The sequence below is a fragment of the Halomonas sp. DP3Y7-2 genome (genome assembly GCF_019800795.1).
Lineage (GTDB): Bacteria > Pseudomonadota > Gammaproteobacteria > Pseudomonadales > Halomonadaceae > Halomonas > Halomonas litopenaei_A.
The window spans coordinates 332,838-351,680 of the sequence record NZ_JAHVKJ010000001.1 but is presented as its reverse complement, the minus strand read 5'-3'; the positions used below and the strand labels follow the sequence as shown (position 1 = coordinate 351,680).

Below are 18,843 nucleotides of genomic sequence, written 5' to 3'. Positions count from 1 at the left end.
AACGGCCATCCCCGGCGCGATCATTCCTCGGAGGGCGAGGCGTGAGAGTACTCGGGACGGAAGCGGCTGGGAGCCTCGACCGGCTCGTCCAGTACGCTGTCATCGATCAGGCCGTCGGCGATTTCACGCAGGGCCATGACCGTGGGCTTGTCGTTTTCCCAGGGCAGCAGGGCATCGCGGGAGCCGCGGGCCAGCTGACGGGAGCGCTGGGTGGAAATCATCACCAGCTTGAAACGGTTCTCGACATGTTCCAGACAATCTTCGACGGTAACTCGCGCCATTGGGCCCTTCCTGATCTGACAGACAGTGTGTCGGGCAGGTGCTGGCCTTTCGCGGTCGGCGAGACGGACTATGCCCCCGCCGACGATTGCGCCCGGGGGTTGCACCTGCGAAGTGACAGGCTAGATTACTCGAGTCACGCCGCTTCTGACAAGACGCTGGACGGTCGTTGCAGTGCCGAACCGCTTGCCCACCGGCGTGGTGGTGAGGAGGTACCTCAATTGTGTGGCTGCGTATCGGTCAACAGCGCTTCGAGCAGGGCAGCATGACGCTGATTCTGGCGCGGGGTCGCCAGGCGCTGGGCGACGACCAGTGCACGCAGTTCGTCCAGCGCCGTGGTGAAGTCGTCATTGATCACCAGGAAGTCGTATTCGTCATGGTGAGACATTTCACTGACGGCTTCACGCATGCGCGCGCTGACCACCTGGTGGTCATCCGTACCACGGCTCGACAGGCGACGCTCGAGCTCTTCCCGGGAGGGCGGAAGAATGAACACCGAGACCGCGTCCGGCATCTGCGCCCTGACCTGACGAGCGCCCTGCCAATCGATCTCGAGGATGACGTCCTGACCTGCGGCCAACAGGGTTTCCACGGCGCTTCGCGAGGTGCCGTAGCAGTTGTCGAAGACCCGTGCGTGCTCGAAGAAGTCGCCCTTGTCGATCATGGCGTCGAAGGTCGGCATGTCGACGAAATGGTAGTTCACGCCATCTACCTCGCCCGGTCGCTTGGCTCGGGTCGTATGCGAGACCGATACCTGAATGCCGTCGAGGCCCTCGATCAATTCTCGCACCAGGCTGGTCTTGCCGGCGCCGGAAGGGGCGGAAATGATGAATAGCGTACCTTGGGACATGGGCGGGGTCTTCACCTGAGGGATTCGGAACAGAGAGTGCAATATGAGGGCAACCGAGGGCCCGAAGTATGGCACAGTTGCCGTCCGGGCTGCACCCGTCGACGCCGGAGAGGGAGATCTCGCACGCGGTGCCTGATACAGGGAATGAACATGAAGAAACCCTCTTGGAGGGCGTCATTGACGGGCATGCTGATTCGCCTGTTCGCACGCCTGGTGACATCGCCACGGCCAATCTGGTCGGGAATCGCGCCGATAGCGCGCCAGCGGCTGTATTACGCCAATCACTCCAGTCATGGCGACTTTGTCCTGATCTGGACCACCTTGCCGCCGCGCCTGCGAGCGCAAACTCGCCCGGTGGCGGGGGCCGACTATTGGCTGGCGTCGCCGCTGCGCCGCTTTTTGATTCATGAGGTGTTTCAGGGTGTGCTCATCGCGCGTCAGCGCAACACAGACCAGACGGCGACGCAGCCACAGGGAGACCCCCTCGAAGACATGGGCGCTGCACTGGCAGCAGGCGACTCCTTGATCCTGTTCCCTGAGGGCACGCGTAACACCCGTGAGGATGGCATGCTGCCGTTCCGTTCCGGGCTTTATCACCTGGCCCAGCGCCATCCCGAGGTCGAACTGGTACCGGTATGGATCGATAACCTCAACCGGGTGCTGCCCAAGGGCGAGGTGGTTCCCCTGCCCCTGCTGTGCACCCTGACCTACGGGGCACCCCTGCCGCGTATTGATCACGAGAGCCGCACAGACTTCCTGGCGCGTGCCCAGGAGTCGCTGATGGCGTTGGCGCCGAACGCGCAAGAAGCATCGCTCCAGGGAGGCGCGTCGCATGAATGACATGGTGATCCCCGCAGGCCTGGGAACGCTGCTGGCGGCGATTGCCGGCATCCTGGTGGTCGCGAGTACCATCGGTTTCGTGTTGGCGAGGCGTTACTCCCCTGGTGGGGAGAACGAGGTGATCGAGAACCTCAACCAGCGTATTCGTTCCTGGTGGCTGATGGCGATACTGATGGGCATCGCCCTGCTGGGCGGACGAACAGGCGTGGTGCTGCTGTTCGCCTTTGCCTCCTTCTCCGCGCTGCGCGAATTTCTCAGCCTGATTCCTTCTCGACGCGCCGATCACTGGGCGTTGGCGCTGGTGTTCTTCGTGGTGCTGCCCGTGCAGTACGTGTTTATCTGGCAGCAGTACTACGGCATGTATTCGATCTTCATTCCGGTGTATGCCTTCTTGCTGCTGCCGGTTGTCGCCGCGATCAGGGGCGATAGCCATGGCTTTCTCGACCGAGTCAGCGAGGTGCAGTGGGCCTTGATGGTGTGCGTGTTCTGCGTATCGCACGTGCCCGCATTGCTGACGCTGGATATTCCCGGTTTTGAAGGGCGCAATGTCCTGCTGATTGCCTTTCTTATCGTCGTCGTCCAGCTCAGTGACGTGCTGCAGTACGTGTGGGGCAAGCTGATAGGTCGGCGCAAGATCGCCCCACGCTTGTCCCCATCGAAGACACTTGAAGGGTTTGTCGGAGGGGTGGCGAGTGCCACCCTGGTCGGTGCCGGACTGGCCTGGATGACCCCGTTTACCTTGCTCCAGGCGGCCTTGCTGGCACTGATGATCGCGTTGCTGGGCTTCGTTGGAGGGCTGGTGATGTCAGCGATCAAGCGTGATCGCGGGATCAAGGATTGGGGACACCTGATTGAAGGGCATGGTGGCTTTATCGATCGCCTGGATTCAGTGATCTTTTCCGCGCCCATCTTCTTTCATGTGGTGCGCTACTTCTGGTCTGTCGCCTGAGCTGACTCGCTACCTCTGCCTTGTGGGCGTCATGACGACAGCGCCGGTCCTCAGGGGACCGGCGCTGTCGTATGAACCACCCGGCGGAGCGGGTCGGGAGTGTGCCCGGCCGAGATCGTCGGTCGGTCGCCGCCTCAGGCGTTGTTGTCGGCCGCCTGCGCCCGTGCGGCACGACGGGCGTCGCTGCGTTTTTCTGCCCGCAGCCCCAGCATGAACACCACCAGGCCGCCAAACGCCAGCCCTGCACCCACCAGGCCACTGGATGACCAGGGAGCGCCCGCCTTGATGGCCACACCACCGAGATAGGCACCCAAGGCATTGGCACAGTTGAACGCAGCGTGGTTCATCGAGGCCGCCATGGTCTGAGCGTCGCCGGCGACGTCCATCAGGCGGGTCTGCAGGGCAGGCCCCAGCGCCATGCTGGTGCCGACCAGGCCGACAAACAGTATGCCAGTGTAAAGGTTGTTGGCGGCAAAGTAGAAGGCGGCCTGGACGACCAGACACCACAGCAGGATTCTGGGCACCGCCTTCATCAAGTGGCGATCGGCGGCGCGTGCACCCACCAGGTTGCCGATGATGCCACCGATGCCGAAGATCGCCAGGACCCAGGGTCCGATGGACTCGGGCATGTCGGCCTGGGCGCGCAAGGTGGGGACCACGTAGCTGAAGACCGAGAACATGCCGCCAAAGCCGATGCTGGCAACGCCCAGAGTGTAAAGCACGCGTTGTTTCACCAGGGCTGTCAGCTCGCGCTTGGGACTGGCCTTGACGTCATGGGGCTGGCGCGGCACGAACAGCCGGATCATGCCCATGGTGAGGAAGGCGATGACACCGACCGCATGAAAGGCAAACTGCCAGCCCATCCACTGACCGGCCCAGGTCGCCAGGGGGGCGCCGATCACGATGGCGCTGGTCAGACCCAGCATGACACGACTGATGGCCCGCGCTCGCTCCTCGACCGGGACCGCGGCGGCGGCGACCAGAGCGGCGACGCCGAAATAGGCGCCGTGGGGCAAGCCCGCAATGAAGCGCAGCCCGACGAAGGGCCAGAAGCTGGTGGCCAGGGCGCTGGCGATATTGCCGATGGCGAAGACCAGCATCAGGCAGATCAGCAGTGTACGCCTGGGCACCCGTGCCGCCAGCGCCGAGATCAATGGAGCGCCGACAACCACGCCGAGGGCATAGGCGGAAATCGCGTAGCCCACGTCAGCGGAACTGACCGACAGGTCCTGAGCGACCCGCTCCATCAACCCCATGATCACGAATTCGCTGGTACCGATGCCGAAGCCACCAAGGGCAAGGGCGAGCTCCGCCAGGCGAGGATGCCGTGCACGAAGATTGGTGATGGAGATTGCCATGGGACCTCCCGACAAACGAAAACGATCCCGACGGGATGTCGAGATCGTAAATTTACGACGAAAGTATAAAGCAACTAACAGGCGTGTTCTACCGTCTGTATGGTCCTTTCTCGGCGACAATGATGACAATATTCTCGAATATGCCGACCTTTTGTCGCCAGTACGCCGGTGGTAGAAGACCTGCGCAGAGCGCACGGCTGGCGATTTCATCGCTGATCAGATTCGGAGCTTTACTACATGAACGGCACGACCTGGCCTGGACGAGACCTTCACTCAGCTTGGTGTGTCCTTAGGTGAAAAAGTTTCATCTCTCGCCAGCCCACTGATTTTCTGTGCACTTTTTTCTCAGGGAACTGACACCACCCGGTGTGGATGATCCGTTCACTCAGATGATTCGATGATGATCAAAGAGTTACGGATAGGTGCCTGAGGTTTCTGAAGCCAGGGCAGCCACAGACGGTTGGCCGTGAAACAACTACCTTGATAATCCATTACGCTGCGGCTAATTCCGCTGAAGAGGGTTCTGCCGGTGAGCGGGACCGTCTCGTTCTGGCGCATCGTCCCTGCTGCTGATGGCAGCAAAGGGTGACTCCATGAAGGTGATACTGAGGCAAACGATAACGTCTTCTTCCGCTCGCGCCAAACCGCTGACAGTAGCGGGAGTCTGGCGGGTGCAGGCGGGAGGTCAGCAGCTGTTGGTCGCGCCCAATGCGCGCTGGCCGGCGCTGCGTGCGACGCTTGATGACAGTGCTGGCGATAGTGCTGGCGATAGTACTGGCGATAGTACTGGCAATAGTACTGGCAATAGCGCCGACGTGCAGGCGGTGGATGTTGCCCGAGGGAGCCTGCACGGTGTCTGCCAGAAGGGCCGGCTGTTTCAGCAGCAGTATCCCGACGTGCCGGTACTGCTGGATGCGGGCCGCTATCTGGTGGTCGACCTGGACCGAGCCACGGCGCGTCAGATCAACGCTGGGCTCGATGACCATCAGGAACCGTGTTTTCGCCTGTTTCCGCTGAACAAGGACACTGTTCTGTTCCATCAGGCCAAGCCCACCGAGGGTCCTGAGACTCGCGCCACGTCGCTGACAGCCCTGGTGAGTTCGGCCTCACGTTCACGCTATGACCAGTTGATCAGACAGCTGGTGTCCTGGCCCACTCGGCATTCTACCAGCGCCAGCTATGGCGGGGCCGCAGATTGGGCGGAAGGCCAATTTGCTGCTGCGGGTTTGTCCTGTTCACGTCAGACCGTATCGATCCCGACAGGGGGCACCAGTAGCAATGTGGCAGCCGCGCTGGCAGGGGTTGGCGCCCATCCTCGGCATTGGCTGGTCGTGGCGCACCTGGACAGCGTCAATCATCAGGGAGGACCGTCGGCGCCAGCTCCGGGCGCCGACGACAACGCCAGCGGATCTGCGGCGCTAGTGCTGATGGCCGAGGTGCTGGCTCAGCACTCGTTCGACGACGACATCAGCTTTGTTCTGTTCGGTGGGGAAGAGCAGGGACTGCATGGTAGCCGTCAGTGGGTCGCGGGACTGTCGAGTAGCGAGCGGCAACGGATCGCGGGCGTGCTCAATATGGACATGATTGGTTCGGTCAATGCGACGCCTCAAGCCGTCCTGCTGGAAGGCGCGCCGCTCAGCCAGGACATGATCGATGGACTCAGCACAGCGGGAGCGCAGTTTACCGATCTTGAGCTGCAGGTCTCGCTGAATCCCTTCGCGAGTGACCATGTGCCCTTTATTGATGCGGGCATTCCGGCGGTATTGACCATTGAAGGTGCCGATGGAGCCAACGCCAATATCCATGGGCCTGGTGACGTGCTGGCCACGGTCGATATCGACTATGCGATGAAGATCATCAGCATGAACCTGGCCTTTGTGGCCGAACGCGCCGGGCTACGGTCGTCGATGCAGCCCCCCGCGCCGCTGCCGCTATGTGTTTGCCGCGGCGACGAGCGCCATCATCGTGGGGACCCGTGGCGTCACTTCGAGGCCCAACGGCAGGCGCTGCTGGCGCAGTACCGTCGTCTGCAGGCGTCTGCACAATGGCATCCGTCCCTCGACGCCGGGTGGCAATGGGCCTTGGCGACGAAGGTCTCTGCATGACCGCGCTGGAGCGTAGAACAACACCTCATAAGGAGGCAGCCATGACGATGCCGCTGTGCGGAGACTGGGTGGAAGTGAAGGAGGAGGGAGTGAACGGCTGCATGATTCTGCGCCATCCCGATTCACCGGCGATCGCCCCGTCGCGCATGCCTCGTCGGCGGCTTTGCCTCCACCCTGATGGCTCTGCCGAGTGCTACGGCGGCAGCGCATCCGACCGGCCCTGTCGTGATGCCACGGGACATTGGCAGCAGCAAGGACAAAAGCTGCAGCTGACGTTGCCCGGATGGGAAGGCGATTACGACATTGATGCAGTGGAAGAGGACATTCTGATCATCACCAAGCGATAGGCTCCTGGCGCAACCCGCCCGAGGCGAATGGGAAGAGCGTTGTGGGGCCGCAGGAGGCCAGCCTGCCGCTGGCCAATGAGTCCGTACTCACAACGCTGGCCTCCTGGCTGGCGGGGAGCAAGTCATGTCTGAAGAAATGAACCATCCAAGAGGATGTCGCTGCTGTGGCACCATGGCGCTGCACCGGCGCCTGCTTGACGAAGACCCAGGGTACGCCCGTCGCCGGGCGCGCATCGAGGAGCACGCCTTTCGCGCCATGCGTGGCACCATGGCACAGCGTCCGGGATGCACGCGCATACCGGTGGTGGTGCACGTGGTCTACAAGACCGATGCCCAGAACATTTCCAGAGAGCAGATCGACAGCCAGATCGAGATCCTCAACCAGGATTTCCGCAAGACCAACGCTGATATCTCCAGCGTACCGGCGCCGTTCGCCCCGTTGGCGGCGGATGCCAGACTGCTGTTTGCCCTGGCCACCACCGATCCAGACGGTAATCCCACCGACGGCATCACTCGCACCCAGACCGAGGTCAGCGGGTTCTCGGGGGATGACAAGGTCAAGGCCGACGCCACCGGCGGCAAGGATGGCTGGCCCTCTGATGAGTACCTCAATATCTGGGTCTGCCCGCTGAGCGGAGGTCTGCTCGGCTATGCCCAGTTCCCGGGAGGCCCCGTCGCCACCGACGGCGTGGTAGTGACCTACACCGCCTTCGGCAACATGGGCACCGCCCAGGCGCCGTTCAATCTGGGGCGTACGGCCACCCATGAAATCGGCCACTGGCTCAATCTGTTCCATATCTGGGGGGATGACGGCACCGGCTGTTCCGGCTCCGACTTCGTCGACGATACGCCCAACCAAGGCGGCGCCAACGTGGGCAAGCCCAGCTTTCCCAAGGTGTCCTGCGACAACGGTCCCAACGGCGACATGTTCATGAACTACATGGACTACGTCGATGACGACACCATGGTGATGTTCACCGAAGGCCAGGTGGCACGGATGCAGGCCTGCCTGGACGGACCCCGCAGCGCCATCGGCGAGACGGTGTCCTGTACGCCGGTATTGCCCAAGTTCCCGCCCAAGGACAGCCCCAAGGAGCTGACCAAGGAGATCGTCAAGGAGCTGGCCAAGGACCCGATCAAGGACCCGGCCAAGGAAACCGGCAAGGAGCTGCCCAAGGATCGTCCGAAGGAAGTGATCAAGGATTTTCCCAAGGAGGGACCGAAGGATGGTGGCAAGGATCTGTTGAAGGACGGTATCAAGGAGCCGCCGAAGGAGCTCAGCAAGGAAAAACCCAAGGAGTTGCCAAAGGACCTGGCCAAGGACAAGCCCAAGGACCTGGCCAAGGATCCAGGCGTCGACCCTGGCAAGATCAAGCCGCTGGATCCCCCCAAGCAGGTCTACGAAGCCCCTGGCAAGGCCCTGCTCGAGGGCGGCAAGCAGGCCTTCGAGAACCCGCAGCCCGGAGGCTGGGGCAGTGTACCGGTGCAACCCGCCATGCCGGTGCAGCTTGGTACGCCGCTGCAGCCCTTCGTGCTGGCGACCGGCCAGCCTCCTGCCGGAGCGTCATTGAAGCCGCCCACCAGTGACGGCGCAGACAATGGTCAGGCGCTGCTCGCTGAGTACGCGCAAATGCTGGCGTACTACGCTCAGCTTCACCAGATGGGCATGCTCGATCAGCAGGGGATGATGGCCTGGCAGCAGGCCTGGGAAGCCTACCTCCAACTTGGCGGCCAGTAGCTCCCGTTCACATGGCGAGCGTCACCCTGGCGCCCGCCATGTTTCACGTAGCGGTCTCATTGCCCATGGGAGCTTTCCATGATTCTGATCCTGTCCTTTGCCGACAACACCCACGTCGAGCGTGTGCTGGAACATCTGCATTCACCGGTGGACGTCATCGACGTCGCCGACTTTCCCCAACGGCTTGGCATTCTCGCCTACGCCGGTGCCAGCGGCGACAGCCTGTGGTTGACGCTGCCCGATGGTCGGCGTCTGGCACTGGATGAGGTGCGCTCGGTGTGGAATCGACGTCTGCGCCCCTTTGACCTGGACCCGGCGTTGGGCGATGGCACCGAGCGCCTGTTCGCCTGGTCTGAAACTCAGGAAGCGGTTCAGGGCCTGTGGTACGCCATGGACGGCTTCTGGATGAATGATCCTCTGGCCGACGAGCGTGCCCAGCGCAAGCTTGCTCAACATCGACTGGCCCACCAGCTGGGGCTGGAGATACCCGATACCCTGATTACCAACCGTCCGGAGGCCGCCGCGGAATTTGTCGGCCGACACCTGGAGGGTGGCGTGGTGCGCAAGGCCTTTCGCAATATCGTCGAGGCCCCGCGAGAGACCTTGAAGGTCGGTGAGGCCGAGATCGCCCAGCTCGATGCTGTGCGCCTGGCCCCGGTGATCTTCCAGGAATATATCCCGCTGGCGCTGGATATTCGGGTCACCGCCGTGGCCGGCGAGATGTTCGCCACCGCCTTTGAAAGCGAACCTCAGTATGAGGTCGACTACCGCAGCGGGGTGGGCAGCGCCAGGGTGTTTGCCTATACCCTGCCGGCCGAGGTGGAGACAGGCCTCAGGGCACTGATGAAGGCCTTCGGCCTGGCCTACGGCGCCATCGACCTAAGGGTCACACCCGAGGGACGTCACGTCTTTCTCGAGGTCAACCCTGCCGGCGAGTACCTGTTCGCCAGCGAGCGCACCGGCCAGCCCATTCCCCAGGCCATCGCTGCCGCCCTGGAGCGTGGCGGCGGCGAGTGGTAGCCGTCAGGACTCCTGCGAACGTCAGTAGGGACCATCGGCGGAAGAGGGGGAAGCGGGGCCGAGCGAAAAATCAGCCGCCCGCTGTCGTACCGCTTGCATCAGCAGGCTGACGTCCAGCCCGACCGCTACAAACTGGGCACCAAGGGCCAGGTAGTGCCTGGCCTGATCCGGGTCACCGGTCAGCACACCGGCAGCTTTGCCGCTGTGCTTGACCCGCGTGATGGCGGTGTCGATGGCTGTTTGCACCTCGGGGTGGGACGCATTGCCGAGATGCCCCATGGAGGCAGCCAGATCAGCGGGACCGATGAATACGCCATCGACACCATCCACGGCACAGATGGCTTCGAGGTTATCCAGCGCTGTTACGCTTTCCGCCTGAACCAGCAGGCAAACCTCGTCATTGGCGTGCTGGAGATAGTCCGTACGGGCGCCCCAGCGGGATGCGCGAACGATGGGTGAGGCTTCTCCGCGGATGCCCTGTGGAGGGTAGCGGGTGGCCGCCACGATGGCGCGGGCTTGCTCCGCCGTGTCGACCATGGGCACCAGCAAGGTCTGTGCACCGATATCCAGTACTTGCTTGATCAATGCCGTTTCGCCCTGCACCACTCTTACCACTGGGTGGCCACCGGCGGCCGTCACCGCCTGCAGTTGGAAAAGCAGTGAACGCAGGTCATTGGGGCCGTGCTCGCCATCTATCAGCAGCCAGTCAAAGCCTGCACTGGCGCACATTTCAGCGCAATACGGGTCGCCCAGCGATAGCCACAGGCCGATGCGATGATGACCCTCGGCCATCGCGACCTTGAAGGGATTACCCGCCGAGGGGGCGTGCCGTGAAGTCGTTGTCATTGTCGGTGTCCTTTCGAGCGTGTGAGCAGCGCTGACGCGATGGCCATTTATCTGTCTCTGTGTGCCGATACTCTTACGCGAATTGCCACCTCATCGCCAGCACACGGTCTAGCGCAGTCATCCCTCATCCCTCAGCCATCGACATCAGGCGGCGCAGCACCGTCGGATCCTGGCGCAGGCCATCGTGTTCGTACTCGTTGGTGATCCAGTAGCGCAGGTGGGGAATGGCCTTGGCGGTGGCCAACGACAGTTCGGCGTCCACGTACATGTCGTCGAAGTAAATCAATGCCATCACCGGGACCTGATTGGCGGCCAGTTGGTGGCGATCGTAGAAGGGTTGGGACAGGCGGCGCTGTGCCAACCGGTGTACGGCGTCGCGAAACGGCCTGAGGGCCTGGATGTCGTCGAACATCCAGGGGTAGATCATCTCGCCGGTCAAGCTGAGCGGACGCCGCGTTTCGTCGAAGATATCGCCGCGCTGGCGTTCGGCGGACCAGTCGCAGGTGCCCTCGGGGCGGGCGTAGATATTCTCGTGAATGGCGGCAAACAGCGGGTTCTCGTCAAACCCGGTCAGCGTCATCACCTCCACCAGGAAGTGATGATTGAGGTGGCGACGGTCATCATCGCTGAAGGCTTCTTCCAGCAACCAGTGCAGGCGCTCGGCACCGTCACCCATGCCGAGCATCAGGCCCAGGCTCTGCAAGCGGCGGACGCTGAACGGATCACCATTGGGCAGGCGCACATCGTGGTCGAGCAGGTGATCGGCGATGGCATCGAGCTGGTCCTTGTCAGCCGGAAAGCGCGCCAGATAAGCGTCCAGCTTGGCCGCCACCCGCCGATGGGTACGTCGATAGACCTCGTCGGGGTCGGCTTCGATGGCAGGGAGCCCGCCGGTGATATAGCACCTCTCGAGTCCCTGAGGCGCATAGGACAGGTAGGTCAGTGTAAGGAAACCGCCGTAGCTCTGGCCCAGGGTCGCCCAGCGCGCCCCTTGATAGCGAGTCTTGCGCAGGTGTTCGAGATCCGCCACGACCGCGTGGGCATCGAAGCAGGCCAGATAGTCCGCAGCGGCTTCGGCATCGTGGAAGGCGGCCATGATGTCGCCGGTGATACGCGAGCTACGCCCCGTACCCCGCTGATCCGGCAGGATCACCCGGTAGTGCTTCAGCGCCTCGTGCAGCCAGCCAAGCCCATGGGCTGTGGGGCGGGGAGACTTGCCCCCCGGCCCCCCCTGGAGAAACACCAGCAGTGGCAGATCCTCATCCTGACGCTGTGCGGCAGAGACCTCGCGATAGAACAGGCTGAGGGTGTCGCCGTTGTCCGGATGGGACCAGTCCACGGGCACGGTCAGTCTATGGTCGGTGATATGCAGGCCCTGGATGGCGTGGTCGGTCGGCATGTTGGTTTCCTGCGTCCTGAATCGATGCAACAACCAGGCGGCGATGGCCGCCTGGCACGTCGTGTGCGGAGTGTGTCCCCTGTGGCAGGGGCGGGGCGAGGGCAGACTCAGTCGGCGCCGCGCATCGCCCGGCGGATGAAGGGCAGGCAAAGAGCCAGCAGCAGGGCGCTACCCCCGCCAATCGCCGCCATGGCGATAAAGTAGCCGACTGCGCTGTCCTCGGTATAGAAAGCGCCCAGCTTGCCGCCGGCAGCGAAGCCAAGTGACAGCGACAGGAAGAACAGCGCCATCATCTGAGTCTGGAAGGAGCGCGGCGCCAGTTTCGTGGTCACCGAGAGGCCAATGGGGGACAGGCACAGTTCAGAGGCGGTGAAGCCCAGCAGCAACAGCACCAGCATGATCAGGGGCATGCTCGAACCGTCCTCACCGAGAAACGGCAGGTACCCCAGGAAGGTCGCACCGATGATGGCCATGGCAATGACGAACTTGCCGGCAGACGAGGGTTGGCGTTTGCCCAGCGTCGTCCACAGCCAGGCAAAGACACCGGAGAACAGAATGATGGTCAGCGCCTGTACCGATACCAGCCAGCCAACGGGAATCTCCCAACCGAACACGACGCGATCCACGCGCTGGTCGAAGAAGGCAGTGATCACGGTATAGGACTGGCTGTAGAGCGCCCAGTAGGCGGCACTGGTCAGAAACAGCGGGATAAAGGCCAAGACTCGGCTGCGCTCTTCGCGGGTGACCTGTGAAGAGCGCAGGATGGTGGCGAAGTAGGCGACAGTGGCGACGGCAATGATGGCCAGCATCACTTCGGACAGGTTGTTGGCGCGTACCAGCCCGCCCAGGGTGGCTACGACCAGAACGGTGATCGCAATCACCGCCATGACCAGATAGCGTTTGAGGGTCGTGGGCGCGACAGGGTTCGGGGCGACCTTCTGGTCATCCGGCAGGCCCTTGCGACCCGCGGTGTACTGGGCCAGACCGATGGCCATACCGACCGCTGCGATACCGAAGCCGACATGAAAACCGGCCTTTTGCTGAAGCAGCCCGGTCAGCAGAGGGCCGACGAAGCCACCGATATTGATGCCCAGATAGAAGATCGAGAACCCTGCGTCTCGCTTGGGACTGCCCGCTTCGTAGAGCGCGCCCACCAGCGCCGAGCAGGTGGCCTTGACCCCACCGCTGCCCAAAGCGACTAGCATCAGGCCTGCTGTCACGCCGTAGACCCCTGGCAGGATCGCCAGGGCAATATGGCCGAGCATGACCACGATGCCGGAGTAGAACAGGGTGCGCTCAGCCCCAAAGACCCGGTCGGCTAACCAGCCACCAAGAATGGTCGCCAGATACACCGAGCTTCCGTAAGCGCCGACGATGCCGATGGCCACCGATTGATCCATCGCCAGGCCACCACGGCTGGCCTCGTAGTACAGGTAGATCAGCAGGATCGCCTGCATGCCATAGAAAGAGAAGCGCTCCCACACCTCCATGCCGAACAGGGTGGCCAGTGGCCAGGGATGGCCGAAAAAACGGCGCTCTTTGCCGGAATTCCCGGCAGGGTTGGAGGTTTCCATGGAGTAACTCCCGATGGTTAGCAATATCGAACGGATAATGCGCAATGACGTGGTGAAAACCCTAAGGTTTGTCACGCGTCAGCGCAAAGTTCGTGTCCCTAGACGGCAAAGCTTCGCCGCAAGGTCGCAAATGCTGCCGACGCCGCAACACCGCTGGACGTCAGGCGCTAACGCGATGGGTTGCCTTGGGTAGAAAGAATGTTCTACTCTTCGTGGTAGAACATTCTTTCTACCACGAAGAGTAGGTAGCGCCGCTACCACCTTCTCCAGGACAGTGCATGAATCGAGAACAGATTGCCGAAGGGCTGGAAACCGCCTTTAGTCAGCGTGGCTTCGCCGAGCCCAGCGTGCCGGAGCTCAAGATTGCCTCGGGCGTCAGCTTGAGGACCTTGTATCGGCACTTCCCTTCCAAGGAGGCCATGGTCATCGGCGCGCTGGATCACCGACACGCGCGGTATCTGGCGCTGCTGTCACAGTCGCTGCCCGCTCCGGGGGCGGAAGCAGTCTGTGTGCTGTTTGATCGGCTAGGGAGGTGGATGGCCGACAATGCTCCCCACGGCTGTATGTCGATGAGTGCCTTTGCGGCGTTTCCCGGCAACGTCCACATCACCGACTCGGTCATGCGCCACAAGCGAGAGGTGCGTGAACTGATGGGCAGTGCCAGCGGCAGGCCTGACCTGGCGGCAGAACTGTTTTTGCTCCACGAAGGTGCCTCCAGTGCCTGGCCCACTCAGGGTGATGCTGCCATCCACGCGGCCCAGCGAGCCGCTCGACGACTGTTGGGAGATGTCTGATGAACGATGTTCCATGCCACATGATGAAAGGCGTTCAGCTGCTGGGCCATGGCGGCCCTGAGATGCTGGTATACCGTGAAGACCTTCAGGTGCCTCAGCCTGGCCCTGGAGAGGTGCTGATCAAGGTAGCGGCTGCCGGGGTCAACAATACCGATATTAATACGCGCCTTGCCTGGTACTCCAAGGGTGACGGTGACAGCGAAGATGCCAGCTGGTCTGGTCAGCCTCTGCGGTTCCCGCGTATTCAGGGCGCTGATGTGTGTGGCCGGATCGTCGCGGTAGGTCGTGGTGTCGACGACTCGCGGGTGGGCGAGAGAGTGTTGATTGAACCTTGTGTCCGCGAGAGTGCTGGACAGGAACTGGCGGCTCCTTGGTACTTCGGTTCGGAATGTGATGGCGGTTTTGCAGAGTTCACCAAGGTGGCGTCTCGACATGCCTACCGTATCGAGAGTGCGCTCTCCGACGTTGAGCTGGCGTCCTTCCCTTGTTCCTACTCCACCGCGGAAAACATGTTGACCCGGGCCCAGGTGGTGGAAGGCGACAAGGTCCTGGTGACAGGGGCTTCCGGAGGTGTGGGGTCTGCAGTGGTCCAGCTGGCCAAGGCCCGAGGAGCTGATGTAATCGCCATGACCGGGAAGGGCAAGGCGCAGATCCTGCGTGAGCTGGGTGCCAACCAGATCGTGCTGAGGGATCAGCCGTTGTCTGAGCATGTCGCTGCGAATAGCGTCGACGTAGTGATCGATCTGGTAGCGGGCGAGCAATGGCCTGAGTATTTGAACGTGCTGCGCCCGGGGGGACGTTACGCTGTTGCGGGCGCCATCGCGGGCCCTCTAGTGGAGCTGGACGTTCGCACGCTCTACCTCAAGGACCTCAGCCTGTTGGGCTGTACCGTGTTGGCTGAGGAGGTCTTCGGCAACCTGGTCGAGCGTATAGAGCAGGGGCAGGTTGCCCCCCTGGTGGCAGCAACCTTTGCGCTTGATGATATCGCTTCGGCGCAGCAGCGCTTTCAGGAAAAGCATCACGTGGGGAAGCTGGTGCTGGACGTCGGCAGCCAGCGTTGATGGGGTGATTCCGCGTTAGCGAGGGAGTCCAGAGAAAACCATGAAGGTCTCTGGAGGCCGCCGTCGAGATCATGGTGATCCTGCAATGGCCTCCAGAGCTTGCCGTCATGCCGGAAAGGCAGGTAATGCGACGCTACAGCTGCATTGCGTTGGCTTGGTCTGCGCTCGTCGGCAGTCCATCCACAAAGCGTGCGATGCGCTGGCAGGCGTCTTCAAGCTGCGCCTCGGACACGGCGAAGGATAGCCGCACGAAGCCTTTGGCGCTGCTGCCGAAGGCTTCCGCATCCAGTACCGAGACTCCGGTGCTGCGGAACAGCTGCCAGGCGAAGTCGATGCTCGAAAGCCCCGTCTCGCGGATGTCCACCAGCATGAACATACCCGCCTCGGGCGCCTTGATGCCAAGCCGCGAGCACTGTCCCAGACCCTCCATCACTATCGCCCGGCGGCGCCGGTAGACCTCGCGCGCCTGGTCGACAACGTCGTCGTCCAGCTCCAGGGCACGCAGAGTGGCCTGCTGAACGAAACCTGGCAGGCCATACAGCATGCTCAGCAGCAGGTTATCCAGATGCCCGATCAGCGTCTTCGGTCCCACCACCCAGCCGGTACGCCAACCGGTCATGGCATGGGATTTCGACAGGCTGTTGATGACAATGGTCCGCTCCTGCATACCCGGCAGGCTGGCAATGCTTTGATGGTCGCAGTCATAGGTCAGCTGACCGTAGACCTCGTCGGAGATCACCCACAGGTCATGGCGCCGCGCGATCTCGGCGATTGCCTCGAGCTCTTCCGGGCGGTAGACGTTGCCCGTGGGATTGTTGGGCGTGGCAAAGGCGATGCCGCGGGTGTTGGGCGTCAGCGCCGCTTCTATCGCCTCTCGGGTCAGCCGGAAGTCGTCATCGGCATGCTGGGCGATGGGCACCATGCGTGCCCCGGACGCCTGCAGGCTGGCGGCATAGGTCAGGTACATGGGTTCGGGGACGAGCACGTCGTCGCCGTGTTCAAACAGACACAGGGCGGTGGCGAACAGCCCATTTTGTGCCCCCGCCACCAGCGTCACCTCATCGGCGGAGACCGGAGTGCCCTGGAGGCGGCGCTGTTTGGCGGCGATGGCATTGCGCACCTCTTCACGCCCGGTCACTGGGGTGTAGTGGGTATCGCCAGCCGCCAGCGCATCCACTGCAGCTTCGATGATGCGCGGGTCGGTGGTGAAGTCGGGGTCGCCGATACTCAGCACGATGACGTCTTCACCCCGTTCGGCGGCGTCACAGGCCGCGAAGTGGATGTCCCAGGCGGTAACGGTCTCGCCGGCGATACGGCCCACCAATGAGGAATATTTCATGCAAAGCTCCTGAGCTATTGAGCCAGGCTTTGGCGAGTGCCTGGCGTAGACGATCTGGTGTCAATGGTCTGGCGTAAATGCTGTGAGGTCATGGGACCCATAGGGTGTCCTGAGCGCGTCAGGCAGATACCTGCCCCCCCTGGTCCAGCGGGGTTTTTCCGGCGATCTTGCACAGTTCTGCTCCGGGGGGCAGATAGCGACAGGATGTGCGCATGTAGACGACGCCCTGGCTGGCGCTGACCACCGGCGTCACCTCCGCCGTGAGTGGGTCGACCAGATCCGCCAGCCGCTGGCCGACGTCAACGCGATCCCCGGGGGCCACATGAAAGGCCACCACTCCCGCCACCGGTGCCTTGACGGTCAGGGCGCCCTGGAACGGGGTGGGCTCGGCCTTCAAGGCGGGCGCCGGTGGAATCTCGTCAGCGATGAAGCCTTGCTGGACCAGGTAGCGATACAGGGCAATGGCATCGGCCCGTGCGATGTCGTGGTCTACGTCCTGCTCTCCGCGCAGTTCCACGGTGGCGGTAACGCAGGCCGTGGGAACAGGGAAGCGATCCCCAAAATGGTCGGCCAGCCGCCACCAGGGCTGGCCGCAGGCCTCGTCGAAGGAAAAGGATCCGGTGCCTGTCCCCAGCAGCATGGCCTCAGCGCCCAGGTAGCGGGCCAAGGGCTCGAGCTGTGGCCAGTAGGGGGCTTCCAGATACAGATGAACAATCGCCTGGGCATCGCAGTGCAGGTCCAGCACCAGGTCGGCGTCATGGGCCAGACGCAGTTGCGCCTTTTTGAGTGATCGGATATCGCTGTCACAGGGCAGCCTGTCGATGGCCCCCGCCAGGGCCTGGCGGATGATCCGGCGGTTGTCCTGGGGGGAAGGGCCGAGTTGCCCTTCCAGCGCCGCCATCAGGGGGGTGGCCAGATCCGGATAGTCACGATTGAAGTTGAGGCCCGTCGTGAAGTCGAAGCGGCCCATGGCATCGTGCATCAGGCGTTGGCCCAGGGCGATGGGGTTGGCCACCGGGACCAGGACGATCTCCCCGCGCAGCAGGTGGTGGTTTTCGGCCTCGGTGATCAGCTGGCGCAGGTGGTGGAGCACCAGCATGCCGGGAATTTCATCGCCATGCAGGCTGGCCTGCAGGTAGGCCTTGCGAGCTCCTTCACCGAAATGAAAGCTGGTCAGGGTTCGTTCCACTCCATGCACCGCTGGCAGCAGCGGGCAGCGCTGTTCACGCATACTCGGTATTCCCGTCCTGATAGGTCGTTGGTGGGGCCATGTCCTGTGTCACGGACGCTTGTGGACGCGCATTGTGGTGGGCATTTTCTATGTCGGATGGCCACACCACGCAAGCATCCAGCGTTTCCTGCAGCGTCAGCGGGTCGATGCCTCCTAGCGGGGCGATCATGATCAGGCGGCTGCAGGCGTCTGCCATGGAGGTATCTGCCAAGGTACTGTCACCAAGGGGCGCGATGTCGATACGGCTGCCGACCAGGTGCACCGCTACCGCGCGACCGTTCATCTCCTCGGGATAGCAGACCCCCTTGGCCCGGTAGATGGAAGCGGGAAGTGCGCGCAGCGCTTCTCGCAGCGCCTGCAGCCGGACGGGATAACGGCTGGTCCAGTGGGTGCTGGTGAAACGGGCGGCATGGTCCTCGCCGGCGCCCTGGCGCGGAGCGACCAGGCCACCGGGGGATGATGGTATCGCCCGTAGCGATATGGGGCGCTGACCCACATCGACGCCCAGCACCATCGAGAGCGGCACCTGTCCCCGCTGGGTCTTGTATAGACGAACTCCCGGGTAGAGCCAACGGCGCTCGAAGGCGTCGATTTGCGCATCGCTGGCCAGGTCGGTCTTGTTCAGTATCACCATATCGGCCACATCCAGCTGCTCCGTGGCCAGTCTCGCCATATCGCCGTCCAGGCGATCGAACTGTTCGGCGTCGACCACCGTGAGAATACTGTCGATGATGACCCTGTCTCGAAAGATCGGGTAGCGCAGCGTACTGGCGATCTTGGTCGGATTGGAGACACCGCTGGCCTCGATCACGATGTGCTCCGGGCGGCCTGCCTGCATGTTCAGCAGTCCCGTCAGCTGATCGATAAGATCGCCCTCCACCGTGCAGCAGATGCAGCCGTTGGCCAGGCTGACGGTGGTCTGGGTTTCGCTGATGATCAAGTCCTTGTCGATATTGATGGCGCCAAAGTCATTGACCATCACCGCGACGCGCCGACCGCTGGTGGCATGCAGCAGGTGGTTGAGCAGGGTCGTCTTTCCCGCCCCGAGAAACCCGGTGATCAAGGTGACGGGAACGACAGGGAGTGAAGATGCCATGGGCCGTCTCCTGGGCG

The 18,843-nt window shown here is 62.7% G+C and carries 17 protein-coding genes; 8 read left to right on the top strand and 9 right to left on the bottom strand.

Going from position 1 to position 18,843, the window contains the following annotated elements; genetic code table 11:
• Positions 1-20: 20 nt before the first annotated feature.
• Positions 21-281, bottom strand: coding sequence for a DNA-directed RNA polymerase subunit omega (gene rpoZ, locus KUV45_RS01490; protein ID WP_206942013.1), 261 nt, complete (start codon positions 279-281; stop codon positions 21-23).
• A gap of 215 nt (positions 282-496) precedes the next feature.
• Positions 497-1,129: a guanylate kinase gene (gene gmk / locus KUV45_RS01485; protein ID WP_206942011.1), complete on the bottom strand. Its 633-nt coding sequence runs from the start codon at positions 1,127-1,129 to the stop codon at positions 497-499.
• 150 nt (positions 1,130-1,279) lie between these two features.
• Here gmk and KUV45_RS01480 point away from each other — a divergent pair, with 150 nt between their 5' ends.
• On the top strand, positions 1,280-1,969 hold the full coding sequence (locus KUV45_RS01480; RefSeq protein ID WP_222162293.1) for a 1-acyl-sn-glycerol-3-phosphate acyltransferase: 690 nt from the start codon (positions 1,280-1,282) through the stop codon (positions 1,967-1,969).
• On the top strand, positions 1,962-2,918 hold the full coding sequence (locus tag KUV45_RS01475; RefSeq protein ID WP_222162294.1) for a phosphatidate cytidylyltransferase: 957 nt from the start codon (positions 1,962-1,964) through the stop codon (positions 2,916-2,918). The genes KUV45_RS01480 and KUV45_RS01475 overlap by 8 nt, the downstream gene beginning before the upstream one ends.
• 134 nt (positions 2,919-3,052) lie before the next feature.
• Here KUV45_RS01475 and KUV45_RS01470 read toward each other — a convergent pair whose 3' ends face one another.
• Positions 3,053-4,276 carry an MFS transporter gene (locus tag KUV45_RS01470; protein WP_206942010.1) on the bottom strand — a complete coding sequence of 408 codons (1,224 nt, stop codon included), beginning with the start codon at positions 4,274-4,276 and terminating at the stop codon, positions 3,053-3,055.
• A gap of 593 nt (positions 4,277-4,869) precedes the next feature.
• On the opposite strand from KUV45_RS01470, the gene KUV45_RS01465 reads away from it, so the two are divergent.
• The 4 genes from KUV45_RS01465 to KUV45_RS01450 all read left to right on the top strand — a co-directional run bounded on the left by KUV45_RS01465 (position 4,870) and on the right by KUV45_RS01450 (position 9,486).
• Entirely contained in the window at positions 4,870-6,381 is a 1,512-nt protein-coding gene (locus KUV45_RS01465) for a M28 family metallopeptidase (protein ID WP_222162295.1), read from the top strand.
• Between the two features lie 41 nt (positions 6,382-6,422).
• Positions 6,423-6,728 carry a hypothetical protein gene (locus KUV45_RS01460; protein ID WP_206942007.1) on the top strand — a complete coding sequence of 102 codons (306 nt, stop codon included), beginning with the start codon at positions 6,423-6,425 and terminating at the stop codon, positions 6,726-6,728.
• Between the two features lie 124 nt (positions 6,729-6,852).
• Positions 6,853-8,466, top strand: a complete 1,614-nt coding sequence (locus KUV45_RS01455) for a zinc metalloprotease (RefSeq protein WP_222162296.1) — start codon at positions 6,853-6,855, stop codon at positions 8,464-8,466.
• Positions 8,467-8,544: 78 nt separating this feature from the next.
• The gene (locus tag KUV45_RS01450; protein WP_222162297.1) at positions 8,545-9,486 is read left to right on the top strand and encodes a RimK family alpha-L-glutamate ligase; all 942 of its coding nucleotides are present in this window, start codon (positions 8,545-8,547) and stop codon (positions 9,484-9,486) included.
• 21 nt (positions 9,487-9,507) lie between these two features.
• Here KUV45_RS01450 and hpaI read toward each other — a convergent pair whose 3' ends face one another.
• The 3 genes from hpaI to KUV45_RS01435 all read right to left on the bottom strand — a co-directional run bounded on the left by hpaI (position 9,508) and on the right by KUV45_RS01435 (position 13,305).
• A complete protein-coding gene (gene hpaI / locus KUV45_RS01445) occupies positions 9,508-10,332 on the bottom strand; it encodes a 4-hydroxy-2-oxoheptanedioate aldolase (RefSeq protein ID WP_222162298.1) in 825 nt (274 codons plus the stop codon).
• A 124-nt stretch (positions 10,333-10,456) separates the two neighbouring features.
• On the bottom strand, positions 10,457-11,731 hold the full coding sequence (locus tag KUV45_RS01440) for an alpha/beta fold hydrolase (protein ID WP_222162299.1): 1,275 nt from the start codon (positions 11,729-11,731) through the stop codon (positions 10,457-10,459).
• A gap of 107 nt (positions 11,732-11,838) precedes the next feature.
• Positions 11,839-13,305 (bottom strand): peptide MFS transporter, encoded by a 1,467-nt coding sequence (locus tag KUV45_RS01435; RefSeq protein WP_222162300.1) that lies wholly within the window; start codon positions 13,303-13,305, stop codon positions 11,839-11,841.
• Between the two features lie 278 nt (positions 13,306-13,583).
• Here KUV45_RS01435 and KUV45_RS01430 point away from each other — a divergent pair, with 278 nt between their 5' ends.
• Positions 13,584-14,099 carry a TetR/AcrR family transcriptional regulator gene (locus tag KUV45_RS01430; protein ID WP_222162301.1) on the top strand — a complete coding sequence of 172 codons (516 nt, stop codon included), beginning with the start codon at positions 13,584-13,586 and terminating at the stop codon, positions 14,097-14,099.
• A complete protein-coding gene (locus KUV45_RS01425) occupies positions 14,099-15,160 on the top strand; it encodes an alcohol dehydrogenase family protein (protein WP_222162302.1) in 1,062 nt (353 codons plus the stop codon). The genes KUV45_RS01430 and KUV45_RS01425 overlap by 1 nt, the downstream gene beginning before the upstream one ends.
• 133 nt (positions 15,161-15,293) lie before the next feature.
• On the opposite strand, the gene KUV45_RS01420 is transcribed toward KUV45_RS01425, so the two are convergent.
• The 3 genes from KUV45_RS01420 to KUV45_RS01410 form a co-directional block, all read right to left on the bottom strand.
• Complete coding sequence (locus KUV45_RS01420; protein WP_222162303.1) at positions 15,294-16,499, bottom strand: pyridoxal phosphate-dependent aminotransferase; 1,206 nt, start codon at positions 16,497-16,499, stop codon at positions 15,294-15,296.
• 118 nt (positions 16,500-16,617) lie between these two features.
• The gene (locus KUV45_RS01415; protein ID WP_222162304.1) at positions 16,618-17,730 is read right to left on the bottom strand and encodes a succinylglutamate desuccinylase/aspartoacylase family protein; all 1,113 of its coding nucleotides are present in this window, start codon (positions 17,728-17,730) and stop codon (positions 16,618-16,620) included.
• The gene (locus tag KUV45_RS01410; RefSeq protein ID WP_222162305.1) at positions 17,723-18,826 is read right to left on the bottom strand and encodes a GTP-binding protein; all 1,104 of its coding nucleotides are present in this window, start codon (positions 18,824-18,826) and stop codon (positions 17,723-17,725) included. Before KUV45_RS01410 ends, KUV45_RS01415 begins: the two co-directional genes overlap by 8 nt.
• Between the last annotated feature and the right edge of the window lie 17 nt (positions 18,827-18,843).